Here is an 18429-nt window from a genome sequence, read left to right as displayed (position 1 = left end):
CGGCGACCGGGGTTGGGTGACGGGCGGCGGTTGCCGTCCGCCGGGTCCGGACGGGCGTCCGGAAGTCTTCGGTTCAGGTCGGTTTCGGGTCGGTTCAGATCAGCGACATCAGCAGGCAGGTGGCCCAGGCCAGGACCGCGGACACGGCCGGGACCAGGAGCAACGGGTAGGTCCGCACCGCCAGGCGCGTCGCCGGGGGCAGGGAGTCGGGCACGCGCCCTCCCCGCCGGAAGCGGGCCGAGGCGATGGGCAGCTGCCGGGTCGCGGTGAGGATCTCCAGCCCCCGCGTCATGTCGGTGTTGGGGAAGGGCGCCAGGCTCAGGATCACGATCGTGAGGTCGATGAGGAGGCTGATCGCCCCCCAGGTCGCGGCGACGTCGCCCGCCGGGGCCCGCACGGCCACGGTCGCCGGGATCGCCGCGAGCGCGAGGGTGAACAGCGGCCCCGCGGCGACGATGACCAGGCCGCGCCACCTGGCCGGCACGAGTCCCAGGCCGTCCAGACGGGTGGAGGGCATCGGGATCGGGCCCAGCGACGTCAGGGACAGGACCGGCCGGCGTCCGCCGCCGAGACGGACGAAGGCCATGCCGTGGCTCAGCTCGTGCCCCAGCTGGGAGACCATGTGCCAGACGACGACGCCGAGCACCACCAGGAGGATCCGCGGGAGGGGCAGGGCCGTCAGGCCGCCCGCCGCCGCCGACACCTCGGTCCAGCGGGTCGCGGTCCGCACGAGGGTGAGACCGGCCAGCAGGAGGCCCATGACGGCGAGCACCGGCAGCACGGGGGTCCGCGCCACCGCCCACGCGGCCCTCGACACGCCCGTCAGGGCGCCGGAGCGCGGGGACGGGGAGGGGGCCGGCGACGGCTTCGTCGCCATTGAGTCCGTGGGACCGGAGCGCGGGGACGGGGAGGGGGCTCCGGCCTGTGCGTCGGCGGTCCGGTCCCCGGCCCGTGCGCCGGCGGTCCGGTCCCCGGCGCGCGGCCGCGGGACGGCCGGGCGGCTGCGACGCCGCGCCGGGTCGCCCGCCCGCTCGTCCGCGCGCGGTCTCGGGGCGGTCTCCTGGAGCGGGCTCTCGACGAGCCCGCGAAGGGTGAAGGCGTCGATGAGTCCGCCCACGGTCGCCAGGGGGACGCGCACGCCGGATCCATCCTGGACGCGGTCCTGGACCTGCTCGGCGGTTCCCGGCCGGCGCAGCGCGTCGAGGACGAGGGTCTCCAGGGGGCCCAGGCAGTAGATGCTCCCGTTCTCCCCGGCCGCGGCCTCGGCCACGAGGGCCCTGCCGTCCCAGCCCGCCGGTCCGATGCGCAGGTCGGGCGCGGCGACGGAGTGCACGATCGGCGCTGCGGTGCTCATGCTGCCGCCTCCGTCGTCCCGGCCTCCATGGCCTGGAGGATCTCGAAGGCGAGATAGGCCTCGTCCTCGATGGACACCATGAGCCGGTTGTTGGTCATGTGGATGAAGGACATGCCGAGTCGCCACGCGGCGTTGGAGGGGTGGTCGGGCCGGGTCTCGTCGCCGTTCTCGTCGAGGAAGACGATGGCCCGCTCGGCCACGGCGTCCTCGATGCGCCTGCGATAGCCGGCGCAGGCTCGGGCCCAGTCGCCGAGGAACCCGGGGAGCCGGTCGCCGGTGCCCGCCAGCACGGACTCGATCACGGGGACCACCGCCTCCCGGAGGGAGTCGACGATCCGCCGGTACCGCGGCTGGTCGGCGTCCTCGGCGTAGGTCGACTCGACGCCGTAGCTCCCGGCCCACCGCGAGTGGTAGGCGCGCAGGAAGGACATGACGACGTCGCGGTCCTCCAGGAGCGCGGCCGCCGTGACCGCCATGACCTCGGCTCCGATCCCGAGCAGGATCGTGCGCGTGCCGGTGTTGCCCAGGTCGATGACCTCACGCGCGAGCCGAGTGGAGTCGGCGAAGAAGTCCTCCGAGATGACCATGCCGACGCGGCCCCCGTAGCGCTCCAGCTCGGGCTCGTAGTCCCGAGGCTCCACGGTGTTGTTCGGCCTCAGCAGGGGCCGGCCCTCGGCGTCGAAGTAGCGGGGGCGCAGCTCGTCGCCGTACTCCAGGGCGAAGAGGTCGTCGTAGTAGGAGCGGGACTCGATCCGGGCCATGGGGTGCATGGAGGGGCGACGCTCCAGGTACCGGCCGATGACGGGCATCACCCGTCCGTGGATCTCGTCCCGGGCGGTCTCGTCCGCGGGGAGCAGGCGCAGGCGCACGTGCCCTCCCTCGAGCCAGTAGTTGATGTAGAAGGACAGGCGTACCAGGCCCTCCTCCTCCAGCTGCGCCGCCAGGGGCAGGAGGCACTCCTGGAGCAGGACCTCCGGGTTGCCGCCGTAGAACACGTGGTAGGCCATCCAGCGCCGGTCGGCGGCGGCGGCGCGGATATCCGGGTTGGTGGTCATGAGACCGCTCCTTCGGTGACGGGGTTCGTGAGGTCGAATCCGAGGACCATCTCGTGAATCCGGTGGTCGTCCTCGCGGTTGATGACGGTCTCGGAGAGGTCGGGCAGCGCCTCGGCGACGTTGAGCCAGCCGTCCTGGCCGCGCCACTCGTGGCTGGAGGCGGCGAGATTGACCAGGCCGGAGACGTCGAGGTAGCGGGGCTTGCCGGGGGGCCTGCCGTCCCGACCGGCCAGGGAGACGTAGCAGCGCTCGGGAAGGCCTGCGTCCCGCCACCACCGCACCCACTCCAGGTAGCCCTCCGGCGTCGCGGGATCGGGCTCGGGCAGCAGCTCGGTGGGGACCTGCACCGTGCGGCGGCGCACGATGAGCGAACCGATGCGCACCCGCGACAGGGTCCGGGGACCGGACCCCTCCGGGAGGTCGGGCACGAAGGAGGCCGTGACGTTGGAGGCCGGCGCCAGCAGCGCGAGCAGCTGGGTGGGCAGGGGCGTGGCCGACAGGACGAGGTAGCCGAGATAGGCGGGCTGCACCTCCTCGCCGTCGGGGGTCACCAGGGCGAGCCGACTCTCCCCGGGGCGGTCCTCCAGGACGAGGCCGTCGAGGTCCATCCGCGTCGGCGCGCTCGACCCGCCGGGGTCGCCCGGCTGGATGATCTCGGTGCCGAGCAGCGGGCCGTGCAGGTTGAGGTTCGTGAAGGCGGCGCCCCCCGAGACCTCGGCGAGGCGGACGCCCGAGAGCCGGGCGCGCTCCTCCTGGTCGCGGGCGACTCGGTCCCCCTCCGGGCCGTGCATGTAGGCGAACCGCGACAGCCCGAAGCCGGCGTGCCCGAAGATCCGGTTGACGACCAGTGATCCCGCGGAGCCCTCGGGCAGCACCTGGGCGAAGAGGAAGAGATGCCGGTAGCGGTACCGGGGCAGGTCCAGGCCCCGCAGGAGCTCCGAGTCGCCGGTGAGCACCGGCAGCAGGTCGAGTTCGCCCTCCCCGGCCTCGATGAGCGACGTCAGCGCCCTGCGGGCCTCCTCCCACCGCCAGGCCTCCCCCCACCTGAGCCAGGGGTCCTCGCTCGTCACGGCCCGCGGGTCCAGCGTCCGCGTCTTGTGCGAGTCGTAGAGGTCGGCGTCGAAGGACCGGAGGAAGCCCGGCACGTCGGCGCAGCGGCCGCCCTCCCCCACGGACTGGACGAAGTAGCCCCTCATGAGGGCGCGGTCCGTCTGCGCGGGATCCAGCAGGGTCGCGAGCACCCCGAGGGCGCGGCACTCCTCCTCGCTCCACCGCAGCGCCGGCCCCCGGTAGATCCCGCGCCCCAGGGCGCAGTCCTCGTACACGACGGTGCGCGGCGGCCGAGCCTCCAGCCCGGCGATCTCGTAGAGATCCTCCACCACGTCGCGCACCCGGGCCACCGCCCGCTCCCGCTCGGCGCCGGTCGTGCCGCCGACCGCCGAGGCGGACTCCTCGTAGCGGTCCAGCGCCCGGGCCAGCCCGGCGGCGTCGTCGCCTGCGGCGCACAGGGTCCGGCGGGCGGTGCCCGCCCGGTGCGCGGTGTGGGGGTGGAGATCCAGTCCATCGACCTCGACGAGACCGAGCCCGACGAATCGGGCGAGCGCCTCGCCGGCCCGCCCGTGCGTCAGGCCGGCCCGCTCGGCGAGTCCGGCGACGACCGTCTCGAAGACGAGCGTCCCCTCCTTGAGCAGATCGGTCACGATCCGGCAGACCTCGGACTGCCGGAGCCTGACGACGGACTGCTCGCAGGTGGCGTAGTCCTCCCCCCGGTGGCTGTCCTTGTACTCGTAGACCGACCGCACGACGTCGAGCCCGCCGTCCGAGCGGGGCTGGACCGTCCGGGACAGGCGCAGGGGCAGGCCCCGGAGCCGACGACGGTCCTCGCGCAGCCCGCCCAGCGCGCGGGCCACGGGGTAGATGCTCCACCGCGAGTGGCGCCGGGGACGGGACGGCAGGTGCTCCCAGCCGGGTGCGCCGGCCGTGAAGCTCGTCAGCGCCGTCGGCGTGAAGGTCGAGAACGGCGAGGCCTTGGCGGCCGCCCGCATGGCGTAGGACATGAGGGAGCGCTCGCACTTGCGCATCTGCTTGTTCGGCACGGCCACCACGCCCTTGCGGGGGTAGACGCGCAGTGAGCGCCCGGCGCCGGGGACGGCGACCGCGAGCCCGTCGAAGAAGTCCTCGTCCTCCAGCAGCGAGGCGAGGCGACGGCGCTCATCGACGAGCCAGTCGGGGAAGCTCGTCCGGCCCGCGGCCTCCAGCTCGGCCAGCTCCGCCTCGGCGCGCCGCACCGGCTCGACGAGGGCGGACACGACCTCGTCGAGCCCGGTGGGAAGTGCGGCGATCGCCCGGTCCGCGCGCCGGCCGTTGAAGACGGCGCGACGGATCTGGACGAGCTCCTTGCGCAGGCCGTCGGGCGCGCCCCTCACGTGCCCGGCCAGCTGGTCCGAGGCTCCTTCGCGCAGCTCCGCGACCCGCGCCCGGGTGCGGAGGACCCGCTCGGCCCACTCCAGGGCCTCGGGGGACGCGAGGTCCCGTGCGGTCTCGACGGGGAGCCCGCCGACCCGCAGCTGGACGATCTCGTCAACGGTGACAGTCATCAGTTCCTCTCCAGGGTGTTGAGGCGGCCGCACCAGGCGCCGGAGGTCCCGGTGTCGTGGCCCGCCAGGAGCATGAGCATGGGCTTCTGGGGGACGTCGGCCAGGCCGATGCCCGTCACGTGCCGGGCGGCGTCGAAGCCCAGGGCCGCCCCGAGGCCGACGCCCAGGCGCGAGGCCTCCAGGCTGAGGACCTGGCAGACGGCGCCGGCGGCGGCGTTGATGATCCGGTAGCCCCGCACCCCGAGCTCCTCGGACAGTCCCAGGACGTCGCCGGCGAGGATGATCGTCGCGGCGGCTCTCCGCCCGTCGTAGTTGTGCAGGAAGTAGGACGAGGCCAGCAGCTCCGCGTGGTTCCCCGCATCGACGAGCCTGAGCCCGCCCTCGCGCGGGTCCGCCTCGTAGAGCCCCGGCTCCAGGCCGGTGACGTCCTCGACGAAGACGTACTGGCGCACGCAGTCCGTGGCGATCGCTCCGAGATCCGCGGCGACGAGCTCGCCGGCCCCGGCCGCGGCGACGATCATCGTGAGCAGGTCGTCGCGCGAGATGGGAGCGCCGTCGAAACGGCCGAAGGAGGTCTCCCGGCCGACGACGGCGCGGACCCTGTCCTCCACCGTCACCGGGGCCCGGTCGGGCAGCGGGGTCGCGGTCGGCCCGGGCAGCGGCCGGGGGCGGCCGCGGGCGGGGACGCGCCGGGCGGGGGTCCCGGCCATGGCCCGCTGCAGCGCGCGAGTCGTGGGGAAGGTCCGGACGCGGCGGGAGCGCTGGTGGCCGACGAGCTCGACGCGCCCGCCCCGCCTGCGCGCCTCGTGGGTCCCGCCGATATCGAGAACGGCGTAGACGCCCTCCTGCCGGCGGTCGATGCCCAGCAGGTCGGCGAGGGCCTCCTCATCGACCCACATGTCGGGGCGGACCTGGTCCCGCCGCTCGCCCAGGAGGTAGCGCCAGGTGCCGAGCAGGGTGCCGATGTCCATCGAGGTGGCCTGGTAGGCGAAGTCGTTGTACTTGAAGCCGGACTGCCAGTAGTCGACGGTCAGCAGCAGGTAGTCGTCGCCGGTCCGCGGGTAGCCCTGGGCGGCGGCCACCGCCGCCGTATGGTCGCCCAGGGCGAGCACGTCCCAGGCATGGTGGAGGGGCGAGTAGTGGTAGATCCCGGGAGCGAGGTCGGCCCGGCGGCCCACGACGCGGTAGACCGAGACGGTGTAGCGGCCGCCGCCGGAGGCCGCGCCCCTGCCCCACCGGTAGTGGCTGGCCTCCGCCAGGACCTCCGGGTGGTCGTTGCAGTTGACCCTGGAGCGCTGCGAGAGCAGGCCGTAGGACAGGTGGAGCAGATCGGACAGGACGTCCGCCCGCGCCGGCCCCCTCAGGCCGTCCGCGGCGTCGTCCAGCAGGCCGCGGCCGGGGGCGGAGGCGGGCAGGACGAGGCGCTGAGCGGACGGGTAGACCTTCTGGTCGGTCGGGGCGTCCTCCCAGTCGATGCTCCAGGAGTCGGTGGGCATGCGACGCTCCACGCGGTTGATGATGAGGTCGGCGTAGCCGGCCGCGGCCCGTTCGACGGGCATGGCGTCCCACAGGGCGACTGCTTGTCTGGTCATGGTCGGGGCTCCTTCACGGAAACGGGTGCGGCACGGGGGCGGGCGTCCGACGGGGGGCGGCGAGGAGGTGCCGGGATCGGTAGTGCGCGGCTCGTTCCCGGGTTCGGGGCATGCGCAGGGCGCGCTGGTGGTGCCAGCCGAAGTCGATGGGGACCAGGCCGGGCACGAGGACCTTGACGCCGTGCATCCCCAGGGTCCGCTGGGCCGGTGAGGTCTGCTCGACGACGAGGACGTCGAGCCCGGGGTCGAGCAGATCCAGGCACAGGCGCAGGTCGGAGCGGACGCCGGCTCCCGCCCCCGGGACGGTCAGGGAGCCCAGGTCGCGCAGCGAGTCCCGCGGGGAGTCGAGGAGGAAGGAGGCCAGGGGTCGGGCGCCCGGGTGGGAGAAGAGGTCGGCATGGTCCTCCATGACCCGCACGAGGGAGAAGTCGGCGAGCATGGACTCGATGCGCCGTCGTCCCCGCTCGAGCCGGATCTGGACCACCCTGTAGTCGGAGGCGACCTCACTCAGGGCCGAGGCCAGGGCCCGCTCGGCGTCGGGGTGGGCCCCGGCCCCGAAGCACAGCGAGCCGGTGAGGGGGGACTCGGCCACCGCGGTCACGGTGGGCACGCGGGTGCCCGTCGTGGAGTCGAAGAAGCGGACCCGCTGCCCCAGCAGCCTCATGCGGGCCAGCAGCTCGCGGCTGGACCGGTCGCGGATCGAGGCGGGGTCGATCTCGTCCAGCGCCAGGGCGCCGTACCAGCCGATGAGGAAGGCGTCGCGCTCGACGGCCTCCAGCAGCCCGTACAGGATCGCCTCGGCGAGACCGCCGCCGCACGCGCAGCCGTTGGAGGAGTCCCGGACGAGCTGCCCGGAGCGCCCGGCGCCTTCGGGGGTCCCGGTCTCGAGGGCCCCGAGATCCCCGGGGGACCCGGTCTCGGCGCTCCCGGAGGGCACGAGCTCCCCGCGCTCCTCGTGCTCCCCGGCGTCCTCGGGGAGGTAGTAGGCGACATCGCGGGGCACGGCCACCTCGGCGCCGTCGGAGAGCCTCGTCGCGGCGACCCAGCGCGTCGGGAGCGGATCGGCCTCATCGGGCAGGCCGAAGGCCGAGGGCGGGTAGGCCGGGAGGGGCGCGTCGGCGGCGGTGCCGTACCAGGCGGGGGCGCCGACCGGCGGGCGGGCGCCGGCGATCCGCTCCAGACCCTCCAGGAGGCCGATGGCGTGCGAGCGCGTGTAGCGGCTCGTGTGACCGCCCCAGGGGCAGGTCCAGGCGCCGTCCGCGGAACGGCTGACGTAGGCCCCCGAGACCTTCGCCGTGGTCTCGATGGAGAGGTCCCGCACGGCGTGCGCGCCGAGGCCGGAGCAGAAGGGGTTGGCCAGGCCGGCGATGTCGCGGGCCACCTCGTCGAGGGACACGGCCCGGTAGTCCGGCCCGTCGGGACGGGCCAGGTCCTCGGCGATGCGCTCGGGGAGCCCGCTCGCGGGGATCCGGCGCCTGCAGGCGCAGCGCTCGGAGGGGCTGACGGGGACGATCGTCGTCGCCAGGGCGCCCCGGGAGAGGACCCGCGCACGGGGAAAGGGGCTCTCGGCCCCCAGCGGCAGCGCCAGGAGCTGCTCGGCGAGGCCGATGACCGGGCCCCACCCGTCGACGGCGCCCGCGCACCGGGTTCCGGGGCCGCGGTGCCGCTGGTGGCGGGACCGCTGGATCCCGTCGAGCAGGCAGCCCGGGCACAGCCTGGGGTCGGATCCGTCCACGAGAACGGCCGAGTCCTCGTCGGTCACGAGGAGGGGCGGTGCGAGGCGATCGTCGTCCCGGCGGTCCCCCGGGCCGGGGGCGGGCAGGAGGGACTCGAACTCCTGCAGGGGGAGCACGGAGAGCGGCCGGGCGGACGGGGCGGTGGGACTCATCAGGCGGTCTCCTCACCGGCGTCCTCGGTGAGGACCTTGCAGGCGACGAGGCCGACGGCGTCGAGCTCGGGACTGGTGATGTCGCAGATGAGGATCCGGGGTTCGTGCGCCGCGGGCGCCCCGTCCTCGGTGACGGCGATGGACGCGCCGGTGAGGCCGGGATGGGACAGGGAGGTCCAGGTCCCGGTCCCGTCGCCGCGCTGGAGGGCGCCGATGAGCCCGGTCAGGGCCGCGGCGACGGCGCTGCGGCGGCTATTCCCCGCGGCGGCCTCCCACAGCGGTCCGGAGGGAGAGTCCGCCCGGGCGGCGACGACGTGCCGTCCCAGCCAGGTGCCGAGATCGATGAGCTCCGGGACGACCGTCATGTCCCGGGCGCAGGAGTGCAGGAAGGCGGTCTGCTCGTCGGTGTCCCAGTCGGTGAGGGGCGCTCCGGCGCCGTTCGTCGTGGCGGCGCGCAGCGCCAGCTCGACGGCGGCCGAGGCCAGGGCGTCCTCGACGGCCTCCCGGACGTCGTGGCCGACCCCGGTCCCGCCGCAGGAGCGGACATAGGCGCTGGCGCTGTCGGCCGGGGACAGGGTGGCGGTGGCCGCGGCCCGCACGGCCAGGGCGCCGCCGGTGGAGACGTCGACCGCGGGGACGGTCGGCCCGGTCGGCTCCAGGTCATGGCGCAGGCGGGAGCCGAGGGAGTCGATGACGGGGCGCGGGGACGGGGACTCCGCCTCGCGCGCCGGAGCCCAGTGCTCCAGGTGGAGGGCCAGGGCCCGCCTGACCGCGTCGAGCCGGGCTCCGGCCACGTTCCACAGGTCGGCGCCGCCCACGTCCACGGGTCGCGGCGGTCCGTCCACGAGCCGCGCAGCGCTGATCTTGAGGGGCAGCTGCTCGAGGTCCTCGTCGAGGAACTCGCTGACGGGACGGGTCCGGGCACCTACGAGGTCCTTGTAGGCGTCGAGGTCCTCCGTGAGGATCCGTGCCGTCGGGGCCGGGGGCCCGGCGAGGGACTCGGCGGCGGCCCGGGCCATCTCGGCCAGGCGCGCGGAGTTCCGGGGAGCGGTCCGCAGCAGCCTGTTCGGCAGGACCCGATGGCGCCGGGTCTCCCCCGTCCGGCAGTCCAGGACGAGGATGGACTCCCCGGTCTCGGGCTCCATCGCGCCGGTGACGGCCTTGAACACCTCGAAGGCCGCGATGACCGCGATCATCCGTTCGACGGCGGGGACCCAGGTCGCCTCGCACCCGGTGGGCATGCCGGCCCAGGCCCGCGACCAGAAGAGGGCGCCCGCGGAGCCGGTGTCATGGGTGGTCAGCGACTGGACGGCGTCGGCCCAGCGAGGGCCGCGGGAGCCCGCGCCGCCCCAGTTGACGGGTCCGGCGATGAGCTCGTCCCCGAAGGCCCACACCGGCAGGACCAGCCGGTCGGGCTCCTCGTCCACACCGTGCAGAAGGAGGTCGCTGGAGGCGGCGCAGGGGGTCAGGACCAGGACCTGCGCCCCGCGCAGGATCTCGTGGTCGGTGCGCGGGTCGCCGCGCACGACCCTCGCCTCCGGGGGCGCATCGACAAGGGCCTCGGCGTCGGCGGTCGGCAGGACGAGGCGCACGTCGCCGGCGCCGTTGTCGATCAGGGCGCGCACGAGGGCGCGAGCGCACTCGCCGTCGCCGACGACGACCAGGGGGGCGCTGCGGAAGCGGGAGAAGGCGCGGCGGGGCTCATCGGTGTAGTGGGACAGGAAGTTGAGCTGATCGTCGAAGCGCATCTCGGTGGCGCCGTCGAGAACGACGTCCTCGCAGGGGTCGACCAGTCGGAGGTAGCCGTGCTCGCGCAGCGGGACGATGAAGACCTGGAGCCGCTCCCACGCCTCCTCCCCGAGGGCCTCCCGCAGCTCATCCTCGGTGTGCTCGCCCTCCAGGAGGGGGTAGACGGCGCGAAAGGCCCTGTAGGCGTTGGCCCCGCAGATCTCGAAGCCCGAGGTGGAGTTCGAGAAGTAGATCCCCTGCGGGGACTCGCTGAACATCGTGTCCCGGCGCAGGCGGTAGCGCTGCTGTGCGGTCTCGATCATGGCCTCTCCTGTCGATGAGGCGGGACCGGCGGGTCGCCGTCCTCACGTTCTCCTGATGACAGGAAGAAGCATCGCGAGAGGGGCCCGGTCGGGGACTCCTGCGAGGGGGAGCAGCGGCATCCTTCTTTCGACCGGACGCGGGGCCCGCGCGTCGGACCGAAAGTGGGACGGATCGTCCTCCGGGCGAGCGCGCGCCGGAGCGGGGGCTACCGATGGGGGACTCCCGAGGGCGTGATGGGCCCGCGAACGCGCACCGACCGCGGGGCCCGCTCCGCGCGCCGCGAGCGCTCCGATGCTCGCCCCGGGATATCCGCGGTCGGGCGGGGCTCGCCCTGCGCGCCGCGAACGCCCCTCGTTGGCGTCCCTGCCAAGGCGACGACCGGCGGGGCCCGCCCTGCGCTCCGCGGACGCTCCGCTGGGCGCCTCGGAATGCGCGCTGGCCCCACCACCCCGCACGGCGATCGGCGCCGAGCCCGCTCAGCGACGACCGTAGGGATCGACGACCAGTCGCATGCCCTTGGGATCGCGCACCAGCCCGGCCCGGCCGAGCAGGGCGCTCATCTCCCGCCCCGACGCGGGACGCCCGTTGACGCGCTCGACGATACGGCGTGACGCCCGCCCCTCCCCCTTCATGACGGCGGCCCGGACCTCGGCCCGCCCGGCGACGACGAGCGCGGCCAGAGCAGCGTCGAACTCGCTCTCCTCCGTCGTGAAGGACGTCAGCGACCGCCAGCCCCCGGTCGCGTGCAGGACGGGTCGGCCGTCGACGAGGACGACCTTCGCATCCCCGCGCCTCGTGGGCCGCTCGACGGCGGTCCCCTCCCCGGCCCCGGACGCGCCGGGCGATCCCATCTGCTCCGGCGGCAGCGCCGGGTCGGGCCAGGGCACACCGCGGCCCACGAGGCAGGCGGGGTCCTTGATGTCGACGACGACGGGAGGACCGGACGCGCTCGCCCGGCCCGCGGCCCCGTCGCCGCCAGCGCATGCGCGCCGGGTGCGTGCACCGTCCGTGCCCCGGCCCGCATCGCCGTCCCGCTCGGCGAGGGAGCGCAGCACCTCGACGGTCTCCCGCTCGGCGAACTGGACCGGGCCGAGCCCCTCGACGAACCGCCCGCGCAGCAGCGCCCCGGTGTCCTCCATCCGGCGCAGCAGAGGCATGAGCGGTCCGAGTCCGCCGGGCAGTCCCGCCGCGAGCGCGATATCCGGTGTGAGGACGCCGTAACGGTCCAGGACGGACTCGACGCCGGCCAGGGCGGTCTCGACGTCGTCGACTCGTGGATCCCGCAGCCGGCGCCAGGTCGCTGTCGCCACGAGGGACGCGGCGGCGGAGCCGCTCGCGTTCCCACTGCCCGCACCGGCCCCGCCCGCGGCGGTGAGGGCCCCGACGGCCTCGGCCGCCCCGCCCCGATCCTCCGGGCTCGCCCCATCGGCCGGCCAGGCGCCATCGGCCGAGGCGGCGGCCCGTGCCGCCGGGGCCCGTGGACCGAGGAGATCCGCGTAGCGTCGGCGACCACGACGGCTGCGCACCCGCCTGCGCGGCGCTGCGACCGGGCCCGGGCTCAGACCGCGGCGCACCGGCTCGAAGGAGGCCGCGGTGGCCAGGCCGCGGACGGCCAGAGCCCAGACCTCGTCGGCGTGCTGGGCGTCGACGGGCTCGCCGATCTCGGGGGCCAACGGCGAGTCGGAGGGGTAGAAGGCGATCTCGGCCGGTGAGCCGGGGGCCTCTCCCCTTCCGGCGGCGCTCTCAGAACCGCCTCTCCCGGTGCCCCCCGCGGTCCCGTCCGCCGACACGGCCCCGCCCCTCGCCCGCCAGATGACGTCGCCGGAGGCTATGAGCTCGTCGAGCATGGCGGGCCGGTAGTCGCTCACGCGCGTCGGCAGGACCGTCGTCTCCCAGGCGGCGGCCGGCAACCACACTCCCTCCAGGGCGGCGACGGCGTCGGCGAGCGCGTCGATGCCCGCGCGCGGCTCGACCAGTCCGGCGCGGGTCAGCACGAGTCGCTGGAGGGCATGCGGACTCACGGGTCGGATGGCCTCCCGCGCCCGGGCCAGGGACAGGTTGCGCACGCGCCTCAGGACGGCGGGCGCCATCCACCACTCGCCGGCTGCATTCTCACCAGCGCCGCCCCCGGCATCCTCGCGGGGTCCCCGAGCACCGCCGGTGTCGTCCCCGAGGACACCGCGAGCGCTCTCGGGGGAGTGCCCACGAGTCCCGTCGAGTCGCACCAGGGCGTTCTCCCCGGCCAGCCGCGCGAGGGACTCCCCGGCCACGGCCGTCCCGAGGCCGAAGGCGTCGGCGACGCCCCGAACGGTGACACGCGCACGGGTGCGCGCGTGCCTCAGGACGAGGTCGTCCAGCGGGCCGCGGCCGGCAGTGCGTCGGACGATGTCACCCTGATTCCCGGCCCAGACGGGGATGTCGACGCCCAGGGCGGCGTGCAGCACCGCGGCGTCCTCGGCACGCGTCCAGTGAGGACGCCCGCCGATCAGCACGGGCAGGGCCCGACGAGCGCGCTCCAGCTCGGCGAGCGCACCGCGGACGGCGGGCTCGGCGACGAGCGGCTCAGTGCGGCGCGGATCCTGGGCCTCCGCACCGCCGTCCTCTTCCCCGCCCGCACCGTCGGCTCGGTCCACGGAACCGGTCCCGCTCGCACCGTCGACTCGGTCCGCATGCGCATCACCATCCCCGGCCGCCTCACCGTGCTCCTCCCCGCCCCGGCACCGGGCGACCAGCTCGTCGATCGTCAGCGGACCGAGCTCGCGCAGCAGATCGGCGACCCCTTCGGCGTCGGGCCGCGCCCGCCGCCCTGGAGCGAGCCGCTGCAGCTCGGCCTCGACCCTCGCCAGGACCTCCTCGTCCAGCAGATCGGCCGCGTCGTCGCCGACCAGCGCGGCGAGGGCGTCGGGATCCAAGGACAGCAGGTGGGCGCGGCGCTCGGCGCGCGGCAGGTCCTCCTGGTAGAGCAGGGCGGCCGTGTAGCCGAAGAGGAGCGGGCGGGCGAAGGGCGAGGGCGTCGGGGTCGCAGCATCGACGAGGCGCACCGTCCCCGCGGCGATCCGCTTCATGAGATCGGCCAGGGCGGGCAGGTCGTAGACGTCCTGGAGGCACTCGCGCGCCGCCTCCACCAGGACGGGGAAGTCGCGGAACTGGCCGGCGGCCTCGAGGAGCCGACCGGACGTGATGCGCTGGAGCCACAGGGGTGTGCGCCGTCCGGGACTCGCCACCGGCATGAGCAGGGCGCGAGCGGCGCACTCGCGGAAGCGGGCGGCGAACAGGGCCGTGCCGTCGATCCGCGAGCGCACGAGGCGGGTCAGCTCCTCGGCGTCGAAGACGACGAGCTCGCCTCCGAGCAGACGATCCCGCGCGCCGGCCCGCCCGCCGCCCGGCCCGCGGCTCTGGAGGGCCGGCACCTGGAGGACGATCCCGTCGTCGGCGACGACGATCTGCGGGGCGAGGTCGAGCAGCTGCTGCACGCGCTCGCGGATCGCCATGGCCCACGGCTCGTGGACGCGCCTCCCGTAGGGGCTGTGGAGAATGATCCGCAGGCCGCCGCTCTCGTCCTCGTACTGCTCCAGCACGAGGGTGGTGTCACTGGGGACGACGCCGGTGGCGGCCCGCTGCTCGCGCAGCAGGGCGATGAGATTGGCCCGGGCGTTCGCGTCCAGTCCGGCGGCGGCCAGGCGGTCCAGGAGGTCGGGCGTCGCGCCAGGCCCGGCGGCGAGCTCGGGAGCGGGTACCGGGGCGGACGGGGAGGAGGTCGCATCGGGGCCAGCCGCCGGGACGTCGCTCAGTCCCGCGGAGGCCTCGCGCAGGAAGGCGCCCCGGGCGGCGCCTGTGGCGGCGGGGCGCCCGGGCCCGTCGCCCCTCCAGAAGGGCAGGCGGGAGCTGCGGCCGGGGGCGGGGTCGACGACGACGCGGTCGGCACCGATCTCACGCACCCGCCAGCTCGTGGTCCCCAGGGTGATGATGTCGCCGACGGCGGTCTCGTTGACCATCTCCTCGTCGAGCTCGCCCACGCGGCGCCGTCCGCCGTCCTGAGCGCCCTCGGGCAGGACGACGGGGAACATGCCGCGGTCGGGGATGGTCCCGGAGGCGGTGACGGCCAGGCGCTGAGCGCCGGGGCGGGCGGTGAGCGCACCGGTGTCCCGGTCCCGCACGAGGCGCGGGGCGAAGCCGGCGAGGTCCGCGGAGGCGTAGCCGCCGGCGAGCAGTTCCAGGACGGAGTCGTAGGAGACGCGCGGCAGCTCCCGGTAGGGGGCGGCTCGGCGGACGGTGGCGTACCAGTCGTCGGCGTCCAGGTCCTCGACGCTCGCCGCCGCGACGGTCTGCTGGGCGAGGACGTCCAGGGCGTTGGCGACCAGCGCGGAGCGCTCGATGGCGCCCGCGCGCATGCCCTCGGCGGCGACGGCGGCGTCGATGAGCTGGGTGCGCTCGATCGGGTAGATGGTGCCGTGCGGCCGCCCGCCGACGCGGTGGTCGGCGCGGCCCACGCGCTGCAGACCGGAGGCGATCGAGGGCGGGGGCGCGACCTGGAGGACCAGGTCGATGGCACCCATGTCGATGCCCAGTTCGAGGGAGGCGGTGGCGACCACGCAGCGCAGCCGCCCGGACTTCAGCTCGCGCTCGACGGCGAGGCGCTGCTCCTTGGAGACGGACCCGTGGTGGGCCCTGGCGATGACGGGGGTGTCGGCCGGCAGGGGCTGAGCGCGCTTGGTCTCGCCCATCTCCCAGGACTCGTGGTGGCGGGCGGGCGCGGGCTCGGCGGGCTTGGGTGCAAGGCGGGCTCGCCCCGGTGCGGGCCCAGCGGACTCCGGCGCGGGCTCGGCGGGCCCTGCCAACGCGGGGCTCGTCCCATGGGCATCCACGGCGCTGGTCATCCGCGGATCGCCCGTCGCCCCACCGGGTCGGGCACTCGAGTCGGCCCCGGCACCGGAGTCCGACCCGGGCCCAGTGCCGCCCCCGGCAGCGACGCGCATGGCGTGGGCCTCGTTGAGGTGGGCGGTCAGCCGCTCGCAGGCTCCGCGGGAGTTGACGAAGACGAGGGTGGTACGGTGAGCGAGTACCTGGTCGAGGATCGCCTCCTCGATGTGCGGCCAGATGGAGGCCGTCGTCTGGGAGGCGCGCCCACGACCCGCCCGATCCGTGGACTCGCCGCCCACCGGGTCCGTCGGGGCGAGGCCGTCCGCATCGGTGCCGCCCGCGCCGCGCGGGCCGCCAGCATCCTCAACCCCGTTGGCACCATCCAGTCCCCGGGCGAGGGCCTGCCGCAGGGCGCGGTCCGAGCGCCACGCCCGCACGTCGTCTCCCCTGCCCGGGCGCCCGCGACGCTCCCGACGGATGGCGTCGGTGGGCCCGGCGAGAGCCCGGTCCATGCGGGCGCGCCTGTCCGCGGTGGCCGGCACCCGGGCCATGTCGATGACGGGCACGGTCACAGTCACCTCCGGTGCCGTGCGCCCATCGTCGGCGACGATGGTGACGGCGCGGGTTCCGCCGAGGAATCGGGCGATCTCCTCGCGCGGGGCGACGGTGGCGGACAGGCCGATGCGCTGGGCCGGCCGTTCGAGGAGGTCGTCGAGGCGCTCCAGGGACAGCGCCAGGTGCGTGCCGCGCTTGGTGGCGGCGAAGGAGTGGATCTCATCGACGATGACGGTCTCGACGGTGCGCAGCGTCTGCCGCACGGCGGAGGTGAGCATGAGGTAGAGGGATTCCGGCGTCGTGATGAGGATGTCCGGCGGGCGGGTGCGCAGACGACGGCGCTCGGCGGCGGGCGTATCGCCCGAGCGCACGCCCACACCCACCGGAACGGCCGGTGCTCCGAGCTCCGCGGCGGTCTCGGTGATCCCGGCCAGCGGATGTCGCAGGTTGCGCTCGACGTCGGCGCCCAAGGCCTTGAGCGGGGATATGTACAGCACCCGCACGCCGCGGCGGCCGTGGCCGGGCGGGCTCCCGTCCCGGGTCGCGCCGCGGCCGGGCGGTGGGTCCCGGAGGAGCCGGTCGATGGCGGACAGGAAAGCGGCCAGCGTCTTGCCCGAACCGGTGGGCGCGATGACCAGCGCGTTCTCGCCACGGCCGATGGCCGCCCAGGCGCGCTCCTGAACCGGCGTCGGGCCGTCCGGGAAGACGGAGCCGAACCAGGCCCGGGTCGCGGGGGCGAAGGCATCCGGGAGCCCCGGGGCTGCGGTCGGTTCGGCGATCATGCGCCCAGTATGGCGGGGCCTCCGACACGAATCGCGGGACGCGACGGCACCAGCGGGCTCCGGTTGGCACGGAATCGACCCGACCATACGGCGAGACGAAGACACTCTTCGCGGTGGACCCCGGCTCGCGCGGAACCGACTCCGCGCCACGCCCGCCACCCGCATGGCCCGTAGGTGGACCCCGGCCCGCGCGGAACAAGCCCTTCGCCGCCATCGCTCACGGGACCGAGAGGCCGAGGCGCGGCCGATGGGGCGCGTGAGGCACGTGGGACCATGCCCGGGCAGTACGTGTCCAAATCTGCCACAAAGGCCTCGCTTTGTACCATGCGGCGCGCTGCAGATCGCTGGAATCACGCGGATCGACCACTCCTTCGAGTGTACAAAAACGACCTTTGTGGCAGATTCGGACACCGAGCGGTCGGAACGGGCGCCCTCGGGGGAGGAACGCCTCGGCATCAGCCGTCATCCGGCCCCCGAAGGCACCCGCGCGCTCGGCCGAGGCGGCAGGTCACCACGACTCGTCCGCAGCACCGAGGCGATCGTCATCGGACCCGGTGCGAGGCGGGTTCGCCCGTCACCGCCTGCGGGGGCGATCCAGTATGGCGGGCACGCGCCGCGTGACGGCGAGCCAGAACAAGTCGTCGTCCATGGGCCGGTATCTGGCGTGAGCCGCGATATTGCGCGTCGTGCGGATGGCGAGACGCTCCTCCCGGGTGACCGCCGCCAGGTGGGGCGCGAACTCGGGCCGTTCGAGCAGGGCGGCGAACCGAATGATCACCATGCAGGCGACGTCATGGGTCTCCTCCCCGTCATGGAAGCCCTCGCGTCCGCGAGCGATGACGGCGCCGATCCTGGCCCGAATCAACCCGAGCTCGGCGTCGAGATTCGCCCGGTCGTGCGGACGCGTAGCCGGACGGCGGGCCCGGGGCGCGAAACGCGCCGCGTCACCTTCTTCGCTCACAGCGGGACCGCCTCGCGCACCGCGTCGGCGAGAGCGGCGGGCACCTCCGCATCGGAGATCGCATCCGTCGGGAAACCGGTGAGCTCCTCGACCTCGTGGATGAACAGGGCGAGATCGAACAGATCGGTCGATCCCGCCGTCGCTCCTCCTCGTGCAGCCGCTCAACCCCGCGGTCCGCGCCGCAGCTCCCGAATCGGCCGCCGCACCCGTGCGGGCCCGGCCCGGGACCCCGCGGGCCCCGGGGCGACCGCGACATCGCCGGCCCGCCCCTCAGGCGACGGGGATGACCTCGACGAAGCGGCGATCCTCGTCCGCCAGAGCCGGAGGGATCCGCGCGTCCAGCGTCGCCAGCAGGGCCCCGGAACGCGCCGCGAGGTCCACGAGGTGGAAGTCCGTGATCTGACGGTATCCGACGAGCCCGCTGACATCGATGGCAGGAGCGGTCAATGACGCCGAGTCCTCGATGAACTCGTGCCCGCTGACCGAGCAGAACGTCCTCAAGGCGTCGAAGACCTCCGAGACGCCGAGCTCGAACCCCGTGACACGCGGGTTGAGCAGAAGCCGGCAGTACGCCGACTCGGTGATCGGGCACGTGGCCCACGCGCCGACATCCTCGAACCAGCTGGTGGCGGCCCTGTGATGAGCGTGATTGGCCAGAGAGAGCGCAAGCATCACGTTGACGTCGAGCAGGCGCAGCGGCCGCTCACTCGTCGCCATCGCGGTGCCTCTCGAC

At 74.7% G+C, this 18429-nt stretch carries 9 protein-coding genes; all 9 read right to left on the bottom strand.

Annotated elements, in window-relative coordinates:
* Window positions 1-94: 94 nt before the first annotated feature.
* The 9 genes from AIF0345_RS00875 to AIF0345_RS00835 all read right to left on the bottom strand — a co-directional run bounded on the left by AIF0345_RS00875 (window position 95) and on the right by AIF0345_RS00835 (window position 18413).
* Window positions 95-1354 carry a hypothetical protein gene (locus AIF0345_RS00875; protein ID WP_268917263.1) on the bottom strand — a complete coding sequence of 420 codons (1260 nt, stop codon included), beginning with the start codon at window positions 1352-1354 and terminating at the stop codon, window positions 95-97.
* Window positions 1351-2409, bottom strand: coding sequence for a lantibiotic dehydratase C-terminal domain-containing protein (locus tag AIF0345_RS00870; RefSeq protein WP_268917262.1), 1059 nt, complete (start codon window positions 2407-2409; stop codon window positions 1351-1353). Before AIF0345_RS00870 ends, AIF0345_RS00875 begins: the two co-directional genes overlap by 4 nt.
* Window positions 2406-5006 (bottom strand): lantibiotic dehydratase, encoded by a 2601-nt coding sequence (locus AIF0345_RS00865; protein ID WP_285296857.1) that lies wholly within the window; start codon window positions 5004-5006, stop codon window positions 2406-2408. The genes AIF0345_RS00870 and AIF0345_RS00865 overlap by 4 nt, the downstream gene beginning before the upstream one ends.
* Window positions 5006-6598 (bottom strand): nitroreductase family protein, encoded by a 1593-nt coding sequence (locus AIF0345_RS00860; RefSeq protein WP_268917260.1) that lies wholly within the window; start codon window positions 6596-6598, stop codon window positions 5006-5008. The genes AIF0345_RS00865 and AIF0345_RS00860 overlap by 1 nt, the downstream gene beginning before the upstream one ends.
* A 13-nt stretch (window positions 6599-6611) precedes the next feature.
* On the bottom strand, window positions 6612-8486 hold the full coding sequence (locus AIF0345_RS00855) for a YcaO-like family protein (RefSeq protein ID WP_268917259.1): 1875 nt from the start codon (window positions 8484-8486) through the stop codon (window positions 6612-6614).
* Window positions 8486-10537 carry a hypothetical protein gene (locus tag AIF0345_RS00850; protein WP_285296856.1) on the bottom strand — a complete coding sequence of 684 codons (2052 nt, stop codon included), beginning with the start codon at window positions 10535-10537 and terminating at the stop codon, window positions 8486-8488. The genes AIF0345_RS00855 and AIF0345_RS00850 overlap by 1 nt, the downstream gene beginning before the upstream one ends.
* 477 nt (window positions 10538-11014) lie before the next feature.
* A complete protein-coding gene (locus AIF0345_RS00845; protein ID WP_285296855.1) occupies window positions 11015-16735 on the bottom strand; it encodes a DEAD/DEAH box helicase in 5721 nt (1906 codons plus the stop codon).
* A gap of 574 nt (window positions 16736-17309) precedes the next feature.
* On the bottom strand, window positions 17310-17696 hold the full coding sequence (locus AIF0345_RS00840; protein ID WP_285296854.1) for an antitoxin: 387 nt from the start codon (window positions 17694-17696) through the stop codon (window positions 17310-17312).
* 270 nt (window positions 17697-17966) lie between these two features.
* Window positions 17967-18413, bottom strand: coding sequence for a TA system VapC family ribonuclease toxin (locus AIF0345_RS00835; protein WP_268917255.1), 447 nt, complete (start codon window positions 18411-18413; stop codon window positions 17967-17969).
* Window positions 18414-18429 lie beyond the last annotated feature (16 nt).

The sequence above is a fragment of the Actinomyces israelii genome (assembly GCF_030253495.1).
GTDB lineage: Bacteria > Actinomycetota > Actinomycetes > Actinomycetales > Actinomycetaceae > Actinomyces > Actinomyces israelii.
Note: the sequence above shows the minus strand (reverse complement) of the source record. Positions and strands in the feature narration are given on the sequence as shown.

Bases quoted from the DNA above. Each gene is read 5' to 3' on its own strand.
- AIF0345_RS00870 (WP_268917262.1), bottom strand. From the start codon at position 2,409: ATGACCACCAACCCGGATATCCGCGCCGCCGCCGCCGACCGGCGCTGG.
- AIF0345_RS00865 (WP_285296857.1), bottom strand. From the start codon at position 5,006: ATGACTGTCACCGTTGACGAGATCGTCCAGCTGCGGGTCGGCGGGCTC.
- AIF0345_RS00855 (WP_268917259.1), bottom strand. From the start codon at position 8,486: ATGAGTCCCACCGCCCCGTCCGCCCGGCCGCTCTCCGTGCTCCCCCTG.
- AIF0345_RS00845 (WP_285296855.1), bottom strand. From the start codon at position 16,735: ATGATCGCCGAACCGACCGCAGCCCCGGGGCTCCCGGATGCCTTCGCC.
- AIF0345_RS00875 (WP_268917263.1), bottom strand. From the start codon at position 1,354: ATGAGCACCGCAGCGCCGATCGTGCACTCCGTCGCCGCGCCCGACCTG.
- AIF0345_RS00850 (WP_285296856.1), bottom strand. From the start codon at position 10,537: ATGATCGAGACCGCACAGCAGCGCTACCGCCTGCGCCGGGACACGATG.
- AIF0345_RS00835 (WP_268917255.1), bottom strand. From the start codon at position 18,413: ATGGCGACGAGTGAGCGGCCGCTGCGCCTGCTCGACGTCAACGTGATG.
- AIF0345_RS00860 (WP_268917260.1), bottom strand. From the start codon at position 6,598: ATGACCAGACAAGCAGTCGCCCTGTGGGACGCCATGCCCGTCGAACGG.